The organism is Clostridium sp. 001, from assembly GCF_019056555.1.
GTDB classification, from domain to species: Bacteria; Bacillota; Clostridia; order Clostridiales; family Clostridiaceae; genus Clostridium_B; species Clostridium_B ragsdalei.
This window is the reverse complement of the sequence record NZ_CP020473.1, coordinates 1,146,693-1,161,599: the sequence shown is the minus strand read 5'-3', so window position 1 is coordinate 1,161,599 and position 14,907 is coordinate 1,146,693. Positions and strand designations below refer to the sequence as shown.

Below are 14,907 nucleotides of genomic sequence, written 5' to 3'. Positions count from 1 at the left end.
GTTATAAATGTAATTTATGACGAAGGAGTTAAATTAAATGAATAAAGATAAAAATATAAAAAAATCAAATGTTTTATATTTAAGTATTTTTGTATGCTTATAAATTAATAAAAATAACTACAGCCTATTAGATGCCCTAAAAGCCAATAAGGATAACATCTAATAGAGTGATTGGAGGGAATATATATGGCAAAATTACAAGAAACTAAAACACCTTTAGTAATGAATCTGCAATTATTTGCAGATACTAAGCCGCAGCAAGGAGATCCACCAGAACAGCAAAATGAAGCATTTATGAATAAGTTCTATGAAAATTAAAGGTTGTGTAAGGGATGCTAAATCCGATTACACAACCTAGAATATACGGTATTGTGAAATAGTTGTATAGGTGAAGACTATTTCACAGATTTTATATTATTAATCAAGCTGTCTGAAAATACCCCTGTACCTCCTAAGATATACGTGTTTGTTATCTTCGTTGAACCAATTAACCAGCGTTTTTTACCTACACCGCCAACAAGATTTGGAGAAGAAGAAGGAGAGATATTAATAATATCAATTATTTTAAGTATATTACTATCTAAGTCAGGCTTAAAGTTCCAGAAGTAACCACCATCTCTGTTTTCAGGAAGAGTTAACTGTATAATATCACCACTTTTTAATTTTATACTATGGTTATTATAAGACTTATCAATCTTTGTAGCATTTGCATTAATTGTAAAAGTCATGCACTGTGGCTTAGATAGAGGATATCCTGAAGTTGCTTTAATTCTGTTAGTAATGTATAAGTAATATGCATGTGCTAGTAAGCGAAATTAGGTACTACTTTTACAGATTTTTTCATATAAATCCCCCTAGAAAATTTATGAATTTTTAGAATATTGTTCACATATATAATAAAATAAACTAGTTATTATGAAAAGATATTTTAGGATTAAATATAATAAACTAGTTCTTATTTTTATGAAGTTTACAAAATGTTCAAAAAATGGGGAATTAATTTACTTATATGACATCAAATTGTAACAAATGATTTATATACTTAAAACGATGTAAAGAATTGTTTTAATGATAATAGTTTATTCATATGTAGAGGGCACAAAAGTAAAATAATATCCTGTCTGTGTCTGCAGTTGCAGGGCACGTAAAATTTAAATGCAACCATCACAAGATAATATATTAATTGATTTCCTTTAAAGCATTCTAATACAAAATAGGCGCCTATCATTTAGGGTGCCTATTTTGTATTCTGGATTGTTTCACGATATAGTGGCATATAAACGTTAACTAATAAAGGTAGATGGAAAATTACTTAGGCCATATAAGTTTTTACTGTGACTTTTATAAAATAAAATATGATTTAAAATAATAAATTGTGGTTTAATATAGTTAAAAGAAGCCATTGCGGTTTTAGTTTAAAATTTTTTAGAGATTGAGATTAATTAAAATGCACTTTCTGAGGGGTGCATTTTAATTTTTTGAGTTTTTATCTTCGGCAGTTATAGAAATTTCATTTTCAGTTAACTTACCAATTGAAGATTTACCCTTGATTACTAATTTATCTTTTAAATATGTTCCTATTTAGTACGAAATATTTCGAAAATATGATAATATTAACTCATAGGATTGGTATATGAAAGATTTTATGGGGGTGTAAAATGAAAAAGATAGTATTGGTAATCTTATCTTTGTTTATTATACTTACTGGTTGCTCTACAACAAAAACACAACAGACTAGTTCGCAAAAACAAGCATCAGAGTCACAGCGGTTATTGCAACCTAAGCAAGTAGTGGAAAGTTATTTTAAGTATCTTAATGAGAAGAATAAAAAGGCTTTGTTTACAACAATAACTGAATGGCAGAAGGCGCCAAATGTGGAATGGGGATTTGATATTCGTGAATATATTAAGCTTATTTCTGTTAACGAAGAAACAAATCCTGTCTTTAAAGAGGGGTATCTATCTAATGGTAGAGGAAGTATTAATGGTGTCAAGAAAGAAAATGTAAAAGTATATAAAGTTGACTATGATGTAAAATACAAAGAAGATGCTATTACAGCTGAAGATAATGGAAAAAATACATCATGGTTCTTCGTAGTTAGAAAAGATAAAAATTCACCTTGGCTTATAGATTCACAAGGCCAGCCTTAATTTTATGTAGAACCAAGAGTTGATGGTAATATGGAAAAATAGCTGGATTTGTACTTCAACTGAGGTTTGTTTTCCAGAAAGGTAGCGGTGAAGAAAAGGCAATAACATATAGTGCAGATTTTTTAGTATTGAATAATGACGGAAACTATGAGTTTGAGGGATACTAAAAGGTTGTTTCCCAAAAACTTAAGTAAAGAATATTTTATAATTATTAAAAAATTTCTAATTCGTGCTAAATAGAAATTTATATTGAATAACTAATGGTATTAATTATTTCTTGTTATTGAGAACAAGTTTTGCAAAAGCTTCATATGATGAGTCATCAATTACTTTTACATCCCTTAGTTCTTCAGAAACAGCCCTAAAAAAACATGATGGGAGTGCACCATCATTTAGACAAATTTTAATGCAGAGATCACAACCTTGATCATGATTACGTGGGTTAAACTTACAACTATAATTTTTACATGTACAAAAATCAGTATTAGCCATAAAAAGTTCCTCCTTAAATGAGCAGCACGAATTAGTTAAGTATGAAAGAAAAGTATAACAAATTAGAAATGATTACTCAATTATATAACAATAAGTTGTTACGTTTTTTTCATAAAAGGTATTTAAAATACTATATCAGATGTATAAATACTAACTATAATATTATAAACTGGTTATTATACAATGAAATTATCTAAATGAATTTTAATTCTCACAGCAATGTAATATTTTTATCAATAAATTTGCAAATCGGTGTTTTTACGCAGATGAAAACATGATTAAACAAAGATAAGCACTGGTTAAAGCTGGTGCTTATTCTTATATTATTTACAGGATATTCAAAAAATAAATAGATAATTTACTTGTATGACATTAAATTGTAACAAATACCGTATATACTTATAAGTGTCCTAAGGAAATAGCCTTAGCCAAAATGAAAATAATGCATTTACATATATGAAAGAAAAGTGAAGGTAATTATCCTCCTCGTGTCTGTAGTTGCAGGACACGTTAAACTTAAGTGCAACTGCCACAAGAAAGTATATAAATTAGATCCCCAATTATTTGTAGAATAGGCATCCGTCATCTAGGGTGCTTATTTTGTGTAATAAATAAAAATGAAATAATAATTTAAGGGAAGCTGAGCCTCCCTTTTTGGTAGCTATACTTTAAATGCTTATTTTTAAAAAATGCATTTTATATGCTGGCCATGAACTTTGGTATGGTATGTTTAAGGCCTCAAAAGAATGATGAGATATTAGTGGCTTATTGTGTAAGAGCGATGTAACTATTGTAGAATGGAAAATAGAGCCTTTGTTATCTTCAAAAAATATAAGGTCGCCTGGTTTAAGCAAAGAAACATTTTGAACTTCTAAACCTTTGGCACCGGGCAAGTGTGAGGTCTGATTTATTTTCAAGCACCAGTAAAGAGAATTTGCTACTGCCCAAGATATAGACCAAGTATCTCTATTTATATTTATGCTACTATGTCTATACCACCATGGGTTTCTAGTACTATAATTCATAGGTGCACCACCGGCGTGTAAACATTGAGAGATAAAGTTAGCACAATCACCACTAGTGTTATTATTTGTTAGAGGAAAATATCTATAAGCAGGGTTAGGTTTAAGCGCATATATAATGGCGTATTTTACAGCATTAGCCCTGGAATATTGGTTTTGTCTAAATGAGTTCATATTAATCTCCATAAAATTATTTATAATTATATTTTATGTAGCAATAGAATATTTTTGCGTACTAAGATGTTAAGAATTTGGGATATATCGAAGGCTTTTTTAGTACGAAATATTTCAAAAATATGATAATATTAACTTATGAAATTAGTATATGGAAGATTTTATGGGGGTGCAAAATGAAAAAAATAATGTTGGTAATTTTATGTTTTGTGGTTGTAATTACTGGCTGTTTCATAGCAAAAAGAAAAGTTTCAAATCCGCAGAAGCAGTCGATAGATCCTGCTCAACAGGTAGTAGAAAATTATTTTAAATATCTTAATGAAAAGGATTTAAAAGGAATTAATTCAACACGAGTACAGAAATGGCAAGACATGGATAAAAATCTTAAACATGTTAAACTTGATAGTATATCTGAAGATAAAAGGCCATCACAAAAAGAAGCTTATATGAAATATGGCCGTGGTACAATAACTCATGCAAAAGCTGAAAACATAAAAATTTATAAGGTTGAGTATACAGTTAAATATAAAAAAGATGGAATTGGTCCTGAAGATAGTGGAAAAGATGTTAAATGGTGTACTCTTATTAGAAAAGACAGGAATTCACCATGGTTAATTGATGAAATTGGAGAGGGATAATTGATAATAAACAATTCTTTATTGCTATTTTTAGAGTTATTCTTATATTTGAGGATAGCTTTTTCTTTTGAATGTGCAAGTACAGCCAAAGTTCCCAATATAATTATTGTAAATTTCTAAAATATATTATAAGTGCAGATTATTATCAGGTAAATTTTATGGGAGGCGGAAAATGAAAATAGCAAAACTTATGTTAATTTCCTTAACTGGTGTGCTAGATGTGCTTTTAATTGCTGCTCAAATATTAATAACAACCACTAACTTTAAATGGTCACCTTGGTATGACCTCGAAAACGGTATGGGAATATTTATATTGACATTTCAACTAAAAACAATTGTAATTGTTTTATCAATTTTGTGTATAAACTTTCTTATAAAGGAGACAAGATTAAATGTTAAAATGCTTTTGATAAGCGTAGTAAATCATATTGTATTACTTTTTAGTTTTAGTTTATTAGATGTAAGTTGGCTACTATTTAATATGGTTCTTATAGGAATTATAGTAGTATCTATTGCACTTATAATTAAAATACTCTGTAATACTATAAGAGGTTTTTATATTTGTAAATCAGTATTTTATGGAAGGTGCAATTTGCCGTGGAAAAAGTAAGTGACTTGTCAAACAATAGCTTTAATTTAGAAAGAAACTTAAAGCAGCAGGGAAATACAAAGTATGATTATATCTTATATAAATAAAGATAAGCACTGGTTAAAGCTGGTGCTTATTCTTATATTATTTACAGGACATTCAAAAAATAAATAAATAATTCACTTGTATGACATTAAATCGTAACAAATACCGTATATACTTATAAGTGTCCTAAGGAAATAGCCTTAGCGAAAATGAAAATAATGTATTTACATATATGAAAGAAAAGTAAAGGTAATTATCCTCCTCGTGTCTGTAGTTGCAGGGCACATTAAACTTAAGTGCAACTGCCACAAGAAAGTATATAAAAAAATTAGATCCCCAATTATTATTGTAGAATAGGCATCCGTCATCTAGGATGCCTATTTTGCATAATAAAAAAGATTTTCTTAATGATACCCTAAAAAGTGATGCGCATTTCGTATATATATATGAAAATACATAAGAAATAACCTTAGCGAAAATAAAAACAATTATTTGAAAGGGTGAGTAAGGTGTATAATTTTCCGAATTCTATTATAACTTATAGTGCAAATAAATTAGAAGATATAGAAAATAAAGTAGAAGAAATAAAACTGGAACATAACAAATTAAATAGAGATTGTGTAATTGAAGTAATATCTGAACCTAATCATGAAATGATTACTTTTGATGGACATACAAATATATCATTTGAGCTTTCAATATATATTAGGCATTTAATGTATGTTTCGAATATATAATTAGAGGTGATAAAATGAGAGTGCATCCGATTATCAAATCTAATAATGAATTTTGTAGGAATTTAAATAGTGAACGTGAAAATAGACATAAAAAAAATAATGGGACTGGTATGTTGTTTTATGAAATGTTAGAAAAAGATATATTAGAGAACATATGTGAAAAAATGGAAAATGCGAAAAAAGTAATAGAAAGTTTATATTAAGTTAAACTAGATGCTCACAAGATTATATTTGCCAGAATAGAATGAAGAATTAATGAAATTTATCGAAGAATAGAATTTAAAATTCCTATTAAAGTGTTGTAATTAGTAGATTTTGATTATGTACCACCAATTATTGACAAATTGGTGGCTTTAATATTTTGTGTTATGCAATGTTTTTTATGAATGGTAGTTTTTGTACTGACTTAATCCAGAAGCTATTTTTTCACATTCGTCAAGACAAGTAGAAACTTGATTTAACTGAGTATTTATTTGATTTTTAATATTAGAATTTTCCACTTCATCTGCAGCCATTTGCAAACCTTGCTGAGCACTTTTCAATGATTCTTTTACTTTATGAATATTATCTCTTGCTTGTGAATTCATCTATCAATTCCTCCCTTACCTTCTTGTTTGGTTAATATTATTTACAATATAGAAAATATAATACTAAATTTTTTGACCGAATTCACGCTAATTTATATTGAGTAAACTGTACCCTTTGTCAAGGACAAATAAGAGAAAAGCTAAAATTACGTAATACTAGATCGAATGACCATTTTAATAGTACAATGGCGCGGTGATGCCGTAGATGAAAAATAAAAATCCTATATGAACAAATTAAAAGTTTGGTGAATACTCTAAATTGAGGCATTGGTATATTTAAAGCCGGATATTTAGAGAATATTATTGAACAACTAGGATAAGCAGAGTTCTTAGCATCAGATGGAGTTTTAACTCCACCTGATGCTTATTAACAGGATTCTTAGTGCTTCAGCACTTAGAAGGCGTTATCCTTTAGGAAAAATCGTTATCCAGGGACGTAACTGCTCTTTACTCCCACTTGGAGAAGTAGGAGTATTAGAGCAGGTAGTTATCGGATAAATTTAAAGTGGAGGGAAATGGTATGATTAGCGTAAATGATATTGTAGCCATAGGTGGAGTATTAGTTGGTGTAATCGGAGGCATATTTGGGTTAACACCTTATTTGAAGAAAAGGAATATTAATGTAGACAAGGTATTAAACACAACAGAACAAGTTTTAACTGCAGCAGAACCACTTATAAAAATTTCAGAGACTTTCCCTGCTCTAAAACCTGCTGGAAGTTTAATAGATTGGATGGAACAGAAAGCAAAAGTAGGTGTAAAAGCAGCTGAACAACTATACCATTCAGGAATATTAGAAACTGATGAAGACAGATTTAAGGCAGCTCAGAACACAGTATATGCTGCACTTAAGGAAATTAATGTGGAACCTACAATGAATCAAAAAAAGCTTATTAGTGATTTTATCCAAGAGGCAGTAAATGACTTAGGACATGCTAATCCTACAGAAGCTGAAAAAAATGCACAAATTCAAAAGGCTCAGCAAGATTTAGTTGAGGTACAGAAAGAAAACGAAAAGTTGAAGCAAAAACTAGCTAATATACAGAATACTGTAACTCCTGTACAAAAGACTGATACATCAGATGAAGGTAACGTATCATAAGATATAGTTCAATAAGAAATAAGATCTAGAGTAGTGTAAAAGCTATTTTAGGTTTTATTTTTGTATATTAATTATAATGATTTCTTTGAAAGAGATAAACAGAGTTCTTGGTTTCAGGTGGAGTTTTTTTCTCCATCTGAAACTTAGAAATCGTTATCCAGGGGCGTAGCAGCTGTTATCCCCCACTTTATAAGAAGATGGGGGTATTACGGCTGGTAGCCATCGGATAAATTTTGGAAGAGGAATTTTTAATTCAATATAGAATACTATTTAATACAAATAACAGATAATGTTATCATTATAAGCTAAGTGACAGTCAAATAAAGGTAGGATTTAGTATAGTAACGTACACTAAATATATTAAGGGGATGGATAATATGATTTTAGGAATTAGTGCAAGCGGCAGAAAAGATGGAATTACCAGCAAGACAGTGAAAGCTATATTGGAATCAAGTAATTCAGAGTATGAATACATTTCATTGTCAGGCAAGAGAATTAATGGTTGTATTGGATGTACACTTTGCGCTGCCGATAATAAGTGCAAAGTTAAAGATGACTGGAATGAAATAGCAGAAAAAATGCTAATGGCAGATGCAATTGTTTTTGGTGCACCTAATTATGGAGGGACTATAAATGCTCTTGGTCATGCATGCTTGGAAAGAACTTTTTGCTTTCGACACAGAGCAGCTTTTAGTTTATCCGGCAAGCTTGGTGTAGCAGTTAGTGCTAGCTATAGTGAGCAAGGAGCCAGTTTAGTCAATATGATTATAAAAAAATCTATGATGGTTAATAAGATGTCAGTAGTTGGTGCTGTATCCGCTCATGGATATTCCCAATGTTACACATGTGGATTTGGTCACAAATGTAATGCAGGGAATGTGGTTAAGAAATATGGTATTTTGGATAAAATCGAAAAGAAACATCTTCCACCTAGTTTTGAAGAGCAGGAAGATACAATCCTTAAAGCTAATAGTATGGGGAAATTATTAGAGTCTTTAGTGTCTAAATAAAGAATAATGCAAAATAAGCACTGGTTAAAACAGGTGCTTATTTTGCATTAGAAGATTCTAAATTTATTCATCAGTTTTTTTTAGCTGTTCAAGCATGTCCATAATAAGAAATGATAATTGTAATTGAAATATAGTCTGATAGTCTGTAAAGTTTAGTCCTGTTAGTTCTACAATTCGATTAAGCCTGTATTTTATTGTATTATAGTGAGTAAATAATGATTTAGCAGTTGGTACAATTTCTAACCTATTGGTAATGTATGCTTTTATGGTTTCTAGTAACATGTGGTATTTATCTGATTCTAGTTCTTGCAAAGTTTTTATAGCTGGATGAATCAAAGGTGACAAATCCTTTTGATTGGCGTAAGTTAGGAAAACATGCTGAAGAATAATATCTGAATATTTAATAATGGGTTTAGAAAAATGTAATTTCCAACCGGTATGCAGTGCTTCACAAGCAGAACGGTAACATTCAGGCAGTGAATAAAGATTGTTAAATAGTAAGCTAATACCAGCATGACAATTAAAAGAATTTAATAAATTTTCAAAATTAGCCCATTCAAATTCTGTAAATGGTTCTTTTGATTTATAATCATAAAGAGCTACAAGATGATTATCGTAATATACAATGTTATCTCGTCCCAGGAAGTTTTGAAGCTTTCGTTTAAATAGAAAAGCTTTATCTTTGTCTTGTAAAAGGTCATTTTTTAGTTCAATAACTATCAATATCAAATTATCATATAATTTCAAATTAAATTGGTGTATGCGCTCATTAATTGCATTATGATCATATAATTTTTCATTTAATAGAGATACTAAAAATGATTCTATTAGGGGAGAACAAGAAGCCTGCTCTGCATGATTATTAGTTAAAAACTGGCAGAGACAATTTCCTATGAGTGTGATAATCTGTTGATCAGTTTCAGATATTGGTTTATTATATGCCAATGTTTTGAGATATCCTACAGGAGTATTGTTATATAAAATACGAAAAACTAATTGGTCATGATTTAACATACCCTTTTCCCATATTAAAAGCGGCTTTTGTGGATACGTTCTTTCATCAGCTAATCCATCCATCATTACAGAGTTAACATATTCTTCGGTTACATATCCCTTAGATAATGTCCATTCCCATAAAGGTTCATTAATAACGGTATTACCGCCAGCATGAGCGATGAAACAAAGTGAAACATCTACTAGCAAGAGAGGATTCCCTAATAACTCCAAGCCTAAATCAAGTACTTCCTGCAAAGTAGAAGTATTCTTATTTAATTGCATAATCTTGAGAGCACATTCAGATACATACATAGCATTATCAAAGTAATCCTGTACTGAGTTAAATAGTATATTAAGGTCTGTACTAGGTTCAACGTAGATATAGTCACATTTAGGGACTAAAGAATCGTATGCAAAAGTGTCACTATCCTTTATCAGCAAAAATGTTGTTGGTGCAGTTGTTTGAATAGATGGTAGTTGAGAAGCTTTACCTATGTAGATACAGTCTGAATGTAAGTCACTTAAATTGTTATTTAACAAACGAAAAGTACGCACTTCATGATAACATTTACATGTAGAAGTTGGTTTAAAGTCTGAAAGAAATTCTAATAAGCTGCTAATTTTTACTGCCATAATAATTCCTCCGTAATATAGTCTTTATTAAATTATATAGTAAGTAGTGTAAACAAGCAAGATGATAGGTGTCTAAACATGCGATATTATGAAGTATGTTGCAATTTATTGCAAAATAGAGTTAATAAATTATCAATAAATTATAAAAGTAAAATGCAATATATTTAATGATAATAATTTAACAATTTCACTTTTAGACGATGCATTGAAAGGTAGATACATGATAAAATTAGTTTAAGAAATAACCCTACTGTATGAAAGGAGAGAAATGTTTATGGAAAATGCAAAAAGTAAAATTAAGTTAGGAATTTACGGCATTGGATTATTAATGATGGGTGTTATCGGTATTTCCAGTTCTTTATCCACAATAGGAGCTAAATTTCCTGAAGCATCACAAACGATGATTCAGAATCTAATTTCAATACCATGCATTGTAATTATACCTACAACTATTGTAGTCGGCAAGCTTATGCAAACGATTTCCAAGAAAAATATTGCATTGGCAGGCATTATAATTTTTCTTATAGGAGGATCAGCACCTGCATTTATGACATCTTTCACAACTATTCTGGTTATGAGAGGGATACTTGGTGTTGGCATAGGCATATGTCAAGTTGTTAGTACTGCAATTGTTGCTGATAATTTTAGTGGAGTTGAACAACAAAAAGTACAGGGTACATTACAAGCAAGCCAAATGGCAGGAGCGGCTATTATGGTTTTTGCAGGTGGGTGGCTAACAGAAGTGAGATGGAATTATGTATTTTTCGTTCATCTACTTGCAATCATATCACTTATTTTAGTAGCAGTTATGGTACCAAATACAAAACCGGAAAAAATGACAACAACAGGTGATGTGCAAAAAACAAAGCTTACAAGTGCTACATGGGGATGGGTTATATTCATGTTTATCCTATTTATCAGTGTACAAGTATATTCCATTTCATTGTCATTTCTTGTAACAGAAAAAAATCTTGGAACTGCTGCAGATTCAGGACTAGGTTTAGCATTCTTTGCAATTGGCGGTATTATTATGGGATTGTTGTATGGCAGCCTGGCAAAGAGGACTAAAAACTGTGCAATTGCAGTTGGGTGTTTGATGCTGGCAGTAGCTTATGTAGTCATAGCATTTGCTGGAAGTATGATTGTATGCCATATTGGCAGCATACTTGTTGGTATGGCCGTCTCTGCTGCTTTACCTGGTATTTTTATCAATACAGGGATGTCTGTAGACGGATTTTCAGCAGGTATGGCAATTTCAGTTGTAACATGTGCACAAAATTTTGGCCAATTTTGTTGCCCATATATTATTAATCCAATTTCCGCATCAATTAGCGGCGGCCGCAGTGTAAACTTTATGTGTTTCATCATAGGAGCAGTTGTGGCAGCTGCCTTAACTATACTGATGTTGGTTTGGGGTGTTAAAAAAAATAGGCAAGTAATTTAAAAATATACAGCTTGGAGGGAGAAAAAATATGTATCAAAAATTATTTTCATCAAAAAATATTGGATCAATGACTGTGAGAAATAGAATAGTTATGACTGCAATGGGTAACCATTTGGCAGAAGCAGATGGAAGTGTTTCAGAATCAGATATAGCATTTTATGGAGAACGAGCAAAAGGCGGAGTAGGTCTTATAATCACAGAGTGTGCTTGCATTAATTTAGAAATTGGGAAAGGAAATTGCCACCAGATAGCAGTAGATGATGATAAGTACATTGAGGGATTGAAAAGAATGGCAGATGAAATTCATAAATATGGTTCAGTGGTAGCTGTTCAAATCTATCATCCAGGTCGCCAGGGTATAGCAGTAATTAATGGAAATACAACAATGCAGGCACCTAGTGTTACAGAATGTCAGGTGGTTCATCAACCAACTCATGAGATGACAAAAGAAGAAATTAAAGATACAATCGATAGATTTATTCAGGGAGCTAAAAGGCTGCAGAAAGCCGGAATTGACGCAGTTGAACTTCATGGAGCACATGGTTATATGATTGGTCAATTTTTAAGCCCGTATACGAATAAAAGAACAGACGAATATGGTGGAAGTTTTGAAAAACGCATGAGATTTTTAGATGAGATTATTGCAGGAGTTCGTAAGGAATGTGGATCAAATTATCCTATTATTGTAAGATACTCTGCAGATGAATGTATGGGTTATGCTGGACATCCAGAATTAGGAATACATTTAGATGAAGGAGTAAAGATTGCAAAGCATTTAGAGGCACAAGGAGTTGATGCACTTGATGTAAGCTGTGGTATTTATGAAACAATGAATACATCCTGGGAGCCAGTTGGTTTTGATCAAGGATGGAAAATTAATATTCCAGCTAAGATTAAAGAGTCAGTTTCCATCCCGGTAATTGGTGTATCTGTCATTCGTGAGCCAGAATTTGCAGAGAAAGTTCTTGAAGAAGAAAAAGTAGATTTTATAGGATCAGCCAGACAATTCTTTGCTGACCCAGAATGGGGAAATAAAGCACAAGAGGGAAAAGAAAAAAGTATTAGAAAATGTATCTCTTGTTTGTATTGCATGGAAACATTAATGTCTGCAGATATGGGATCAGCACCTATGGCATGTGCAATTAATTATCAGGGAGGTAGAGAGAATCAATATGGAGACGATTGCTTAAAGAAAGATGGTAAGGGACGTGTAGTTGTAGTTATTGGTGCCGGACCATCAGGAATGGAAGCAGCTCGTATATTAGCAAAACGTGAATTCAAGCCAATTGTTTTTGAAAAGAATTCTAAGGTTGGTGGACAAATTGTATATGCTTCTAAGCCTCCTAAAAAGGAAAAAACAGCATGGTTAATTGATTACCAAAAAGGACAATTGGATGAACTTGGTGTTGAGGTAAAAACAGATCATGCACCAACAATAGATGAGATAAAAGCATTAAACCCCTATGCAGTATTTGTTGCACAAGGATCTAATCCTATAATGCCAAAATCTATTCCAGGACTTGATGGAGAAAAAGTTTATACACCAATGGACATTTTAAGTGGGAAAGTAACACTTAAGAGTAAAAAGGTTGGTGTTATTGGTTCAGGCATGACAGGAATTGAGACTGCAGAATTATTGGGATCACAAGGCAATAAGGTAACAGTATTTGAAATGGCAGATGAAATAGGACCAGGAATATTTTTTCAAAACCTGATTGATGTTATGGGAAGAATAGCAGAACATGAAATTAAACTATATCCAAAGCATAAGTTGGTAAAAATTGATGGAACTACTGTGACAGTAGAAACGACAGATACCCAAGAAAGCAAAAATTTTGATTTTGACGCAGTAGTGGTTTCTTTGGGAACAGCATCTAATAAAGAATTGGTAGAAGAAATAAAGACAGTATTTGACAAGGTTGTATTGCTTGGCGATGCGGCAAAAGCAGGGCGTATTGAAGCAGCTGTTGGCAGCGGATATAAAGCAGCATTTGAATTATAAAAATAATAGGTTAAAAAAGGGGGAAATGACAAATGTTAAAATCAGGAACTTATACACAACTATCACCAGTACTTTTTGGAAATGGAACTTTACAGCAAGTAGGTAAAAAAGCAAAAGAATTAGGTATGACAAAAATATTATTAGTAACAGATAAGAAAATTTCAGAAATTGGTTATGCAGAAAAAGTAGCTAATATTATAAGAGAGGAGGATGTGCAAGTTGTTATATGGGATGATGTAGAAACAGATTGCCCTGATTATACAGTAACAGCGGCAGCAGCTATAGGTAGGGAAAGAGCAGTTGATGGTATTGTAGGACTTGGGGGCGGTAGTACGCTTGATAGTGCAAAAGCTATTGCAGCAGTAATTCCAAATGGTGATGAAGTATTACAGGAAATTGTACTTTATTTAACCGGTCAAAAGAATTATGCTGTAAAGCCGCTTACAATGATATTAATTCCTACAACTTCAGGAACAGGTTCAGAGAGTACCTTTGTATCAGTTATTTCCTCGGAAACAATGCAGTGCAAAATCGGACTTCCATGTCCCCCTGATTATGCAATTGTAGATCCTGAACTTACAGTTGGATGTCCGGCATTTATTACAGCATTTACAGGAATGGACGCATTTTCACATGCTAACGAAGCATTAACGGAAGGAAAAAATACACCACATTCTGATTTGTTAGCTTACGAAGCTATTAGATTAATAACAAAATGGCTGCCAATTGCAGTAAAAGATATAAACAATGTAGAAGCAAGAGAAAACCTAGCTTTGGCAAGTAATTTTGCAGGTATTGCATTTAATGAGTCAGGAGTGCATATGGGACATTCAACAGCACATGCCTTGGGGCATATGTACCATATTTCTCATGGTATATGCTGTGCGTTAGTAACTCCAGCCATTATAGAGTTTGCTGCTAAAACATATCCTGAGAAAATGAAAAAAATTGGAGAAATCATGGGAGTTACTTTTTCATCAGAAGAACCAGAAGCAATTGGAAAAGCAGTAGGTAATGCAGTTAGAAAATTGTGCAAAGAAATACAAATTCCTTCTTTTAAAGAGCAAGGGTTTACGAAGGAACAGATATTAGCTGCAAAACCTATGATTTATAAAGAGCCACTATGTATGTCATTTGGAGGAACAATTACGGAACAAGATGTAGTTACAACATTAGAAACATTATATGATGGTTATCAATAAAGTTTATAGTTTCCTTTAGATTTTGCAAGTATAGTAAAAAAATATATACTAAAACCTATTGGTTAAAGTAATATTATGTTGAAA

The 14,907-nt window shown here is 31.7% G+C and carries 16 protein-coding genes; 11 read left to right on the top strand and 5 right to left on the bottom strand.

The genetic code is table 11. The features are described from left to right. Positions 1-186 precede the first annotated feature (186 nt). Positions 187-318 (top strand): hypothetical protein, encoded by a 132-nt coding sequence (locus B5S50_RS21780; RefSeq protein WP_275507573.1) that lies wholly within the window; start codon positions 187-189, stop codon positions 316-318. A 77-nt stretch (positions 319-395) separates the two neighbouring features. On the opposite strand, the gene B5S50_RS05165 is transcribed toward B5S50_RS21780, so the two are convergent. After that, positions 396-728: a protease inhibitor I42 family protein gene (locus B5S50_RS05165; RefSeq protein WP_065077945.1), complete on the bottom strand. Its 333-nt coding sequence runs from the start codon at positions 726-728 to the stop codon at positions 396-398. A 930-nt stretch (positions 729-1,658) separates the two neighbouring features. Between B5S50_RS05165 and B5S50_RS05160 the strand changes: the two genes are divergently transcribed. After that, complete coding sequence (locus tag B5S50_RS05160; RefSeq protein ID WP_065077944.1) at positions 1,659-2,150, top strand: DUF4829 domain-containing protein; 492 nt, start codon at positions 1,659-1,661, stop codon at positions 2,148-2,150. 270 nt (positions 2,151-2,420) lie between these two features. Here the strand turns inward: B5S50_RS05160 and B5S50_RS05155 are convergent, their stop codons facing one another. Then, complete coding sequence (locus B5S50_RS05155) at positions 2,421-2,642, bottom strand: DUF6485 family protein (protein ID WP_065077943.1); 222 nt, start codon at positions 2,640-2,642, stop codon at positions 2,421-2,423. A gap of 668 nt (positions 2,643-3,310) precedes the next feature. Then, positions 3,311-3,838 carry an amidase domain-containing protein gene (locus B5S50_RS05150; RefSeq protein ID WP_065077942.1) on the bottom strand — a complete coding sequence of 176 codons (528 nt, stop codon included), beginning with the start codon at positions 3,836-3,838 and terminating at the stop codon, positions 3,311-3,313. Between the two features lie 176 nt (positions 3,839-4,014). Between B5S50_RS05150 and B5S50_RS05145 the strand changes: the two genes are divergently transcribed. From B5S50_RS05145 to B5S50_RS05130, 4 genes are all read left to right on the top strand, one after another. Next, positions 4,015-4,476, top strand: a complete 462-nt coding sequence (locus B5S50_RS05145; protein ID WP_065077941.1) for a DUF4829 domain-containing protein — start codon at positions 4,015-4,017, stop codon at positions 4,474-4,476. Positions 4,477-4,648: 172 nt separating this feature from the next. Beyond that, positions 4,649-5,086, top strand: a complete 438-nt coding sequence (locus B5S50_RS05140; protein ID WP_217303277.1) for a hypothetical protein — start codon at positions 4,649-4,651, stop codon at positions 5,084-5,086. Positions 5,087-5,619: 533 nt separating this feature from the next. Then, complete coding sequence (locus B5S50_RS05135) at positions 5,620-5,847, top strand: hypothetical protein (protein ID WP_065077939.1); 228 nt, start codon at positions 5,620-5,622, stop codon at positions 5,845-5,847. Between the two features lie 14 nt (positions 5,848-5,861). After that, entirely contained in the window at positions 5,862-6,050 is a 189-nt protein-coding gene (locus tag B5S50_RS05130) for a hypothetical protein (protein ID WP_065077938.1), read from the top strand. 177 nt (positions 6,051-6,227) lie between these two features. Here B5S50_RS05130 and B5S50_RS05125 read toward each other — a convergent pair whose 3' ends face one another. Continuing rightward, entirely contained in the window at positions 6,228-6,434 is a 207-nt protein-coding gene (locus B5S50_RS05125; RefSeq protein ID WP_065077937.1) for a hypothetical protein, read from the bottom strand. Between the two features lie 520 nt (positions 6,435-6,954). Between B5S50_RS05125 and B5S50_RS05120 the strand changes: the two genes are divergently transcribed. Together B5S50_RS05120 and B5S50_RS05115 are read left to right on the top strand one after the other, a co-directional pair. After that, on the top strand, positions 6,955-7,536 hold the full coding sequence (locus B5S50_RS05120; protein WP_217303276.1) for a hypothetical protein: 582 nt from the start codon (positions 6,955-6,957) through the stop codon (positions 7,534-7,536). A gap of 377 nt (positions 7,537-7,913) precedes the next feature. Continuing rightward, positions 7,914-8,546, top strand: a complete 633-nt coding sequence (locus B5S50_RS05115; RefSeq protein ID WP_065077935.1) for a flavodoxin family protein — start codon at positions 7,914-7,916, stop codon at positions 8,544-8,546. Positions 8,547-8,609: 63 nt separating this feature from the next. Here the strand turns inward: B5S50_RS05115 and B5S50_RS05110 are convergent, their stop codons facing one another. After that, complete coding sequence (locus B5S50_RS05110) at positions 8,610-10,175, bottom strand: CdaR family transcriptional regulator (RefSeq protein ID WP_217303275.1); 1,566 nt, start codon at positions 10,173-10,175, stop codon at positions 8,610-8,612. Positions 10,176-10,449: 274 nt separating this feature from the next. Here B5S50_RS05110 and B5S50_RS05105 point away from each other — a divergent pair, with 274 nt between their 5' ends. From B5S50_RS05105 to B5S50_RS05095, 3 genes are read left to right on the top strand one after another with little or no spacing between them, the layout of a single operon-like run. Next, on the top strand, positions 10,450-11,619 hold the full coding sequence (locus tag B5S50_RS05105; protein WP_242872110.1) for an MFS transporter: 1,170 nt from the start codon (positions 10,450-10,452) through the stop codon (positions 11,617-11,619). Positions 11,620-11,647: 28 nt separating this feature from the next. Next, on the top strand, positions 11,648-13,621 hold the full coding sequence (locus B5S50_RS05100; RefSeq protein ID WP_065077932.1) for an FAD-dependent oxidoreductase: 1,974 nt from the start codon (positions 11,648-11,650) through the stop codon (positions 13,619-13,621). 32 nt (positions 13,622-13,653) lie between these two features. After that, on the top strand, positions 13,654-14,823 hold the full coding sequence (locus B5S50_RS05095; RefSeq protein ID WP_065077931.1) for an iron-containing alcohol dehydrogenase: 1,170 nt from the start codon (positions 13,654-13,656) through the stop codon (positions 14,821-14,823). Positions 14,824-14,907 lie beyond the last annotated feature (84 nt).

What these genes read in the sequence shown, in the direction of transcription:
- B5S50_RS05165 (WP_065077945.1), bottom strand. Translation starts at nt 728, where the DNA reads ATGACTTTTACAATTAATGCAAATGCTACAAAGATTGATAAGTCTTAT.
- B5S50_RS05140 (WP_217303277.1), top strand. Translation starts at nt 4,649, where the DNA reads ATGAAAATAGCAAAACTTATGTTAATTTCCTTAACTGGTGTGCTAGAT.
- B5S50_RS05105 (WP_242872110.1), top strand. Translation starts at nt 10,450, where the DNA reads ATGGAAAATGCAAAAAGTAAAATTAAGTTAGGAATTTACGGCATTGGA.
- B5S50_RS05145 (WP_065077941.1), top strand. Translation starts at nt 4,015, where the DNA reads ATGAAAAAAATAATGTTGGTAATTTTATGTTTTGTGGTTGTAATTACT.
- B5S50_RS05125 (WP_065077937.1), bottom strand. Translation starts at nt 6,434, where the DNA reads ATGAATTCACAAGCAAGAGATAATATTCATAAAGTAAAAGAATCATTG.
- B5S50_RS05130 (WP_065077938.1), top strand. Translation starts at nt 5,862, where the DNA reads ATGAGAGTGCATCCGATTATCAAATCTAATAATGAATTTTGTAGGAAT.
- B5S50_RS05155 (WP_065077943.1), bottom strand. Translation starts at nt 2,642, where the DNA reads ATGGCTAATACTGATTTTTGTACATGTAAAAATTATAGTTGTAAGTTT.
- B5S50_RS05110 (WP_217303275.1), bottom strand. Translation starts at nt 10,175, where the DNA reads ATGGCAGTAAAAATTAGCAGCTTATTAGAATTTCTTTCAGACTTTAAA.
- B5S50_RS05120 (WP_217303276.1), top strand. Translation starts at nt 6,955, where the DNA reads ATGATTAGCGTAAATGATATTGTAGCCATAGGTGGAGTATTAGTTGGT.
- B5S50_RS21780 (WP_275507573.1), top strand. Translation starts at nt 187, where the DNA reads ATGGCAAAATTACAAGAAACTAAAACACCTTTAGTAATGAATCTGCAA.
- B5S50_RS05150 (WP_065077942.1), bottom strand. Translation starts at nt 3,838, where the DNA reads ATGAACTCATTTAGACAAAACCAATATTCCAGGGCTAATGCTGTAAAA.
- B5S50_RS05095 (WP_065077931.1), top strand. Translation starts at nt 13,654, where the DNA reads ATGTTAAAATCAGGAACTTATACACAACTATCACCAGTACTTTTTGGA.
- B5S50_RS05160 (WP_065077944.1), top strand. Translation starts at nt 1,659, where the DNA reads ATGAAAAAGATAGTATTGGTAATCTTATCTTTGTTTATTATACTTACT.
- B5S50_RS05100 (WP_065077932.1), top strand. Translation starts at nt 11,648, where the DNA reads ATGTATCAAAAATTATTTTCATCAAAAAATATTGGATCAATGACTGTG.
- B5S50_RS05115 (WP_065077935.1), top strand. Translation starts at nt 7,914, where the DNA reads ATGATTTTAGGAATTAGTGCAAGCGGCAGAAAAGATGGAATTACCAGC.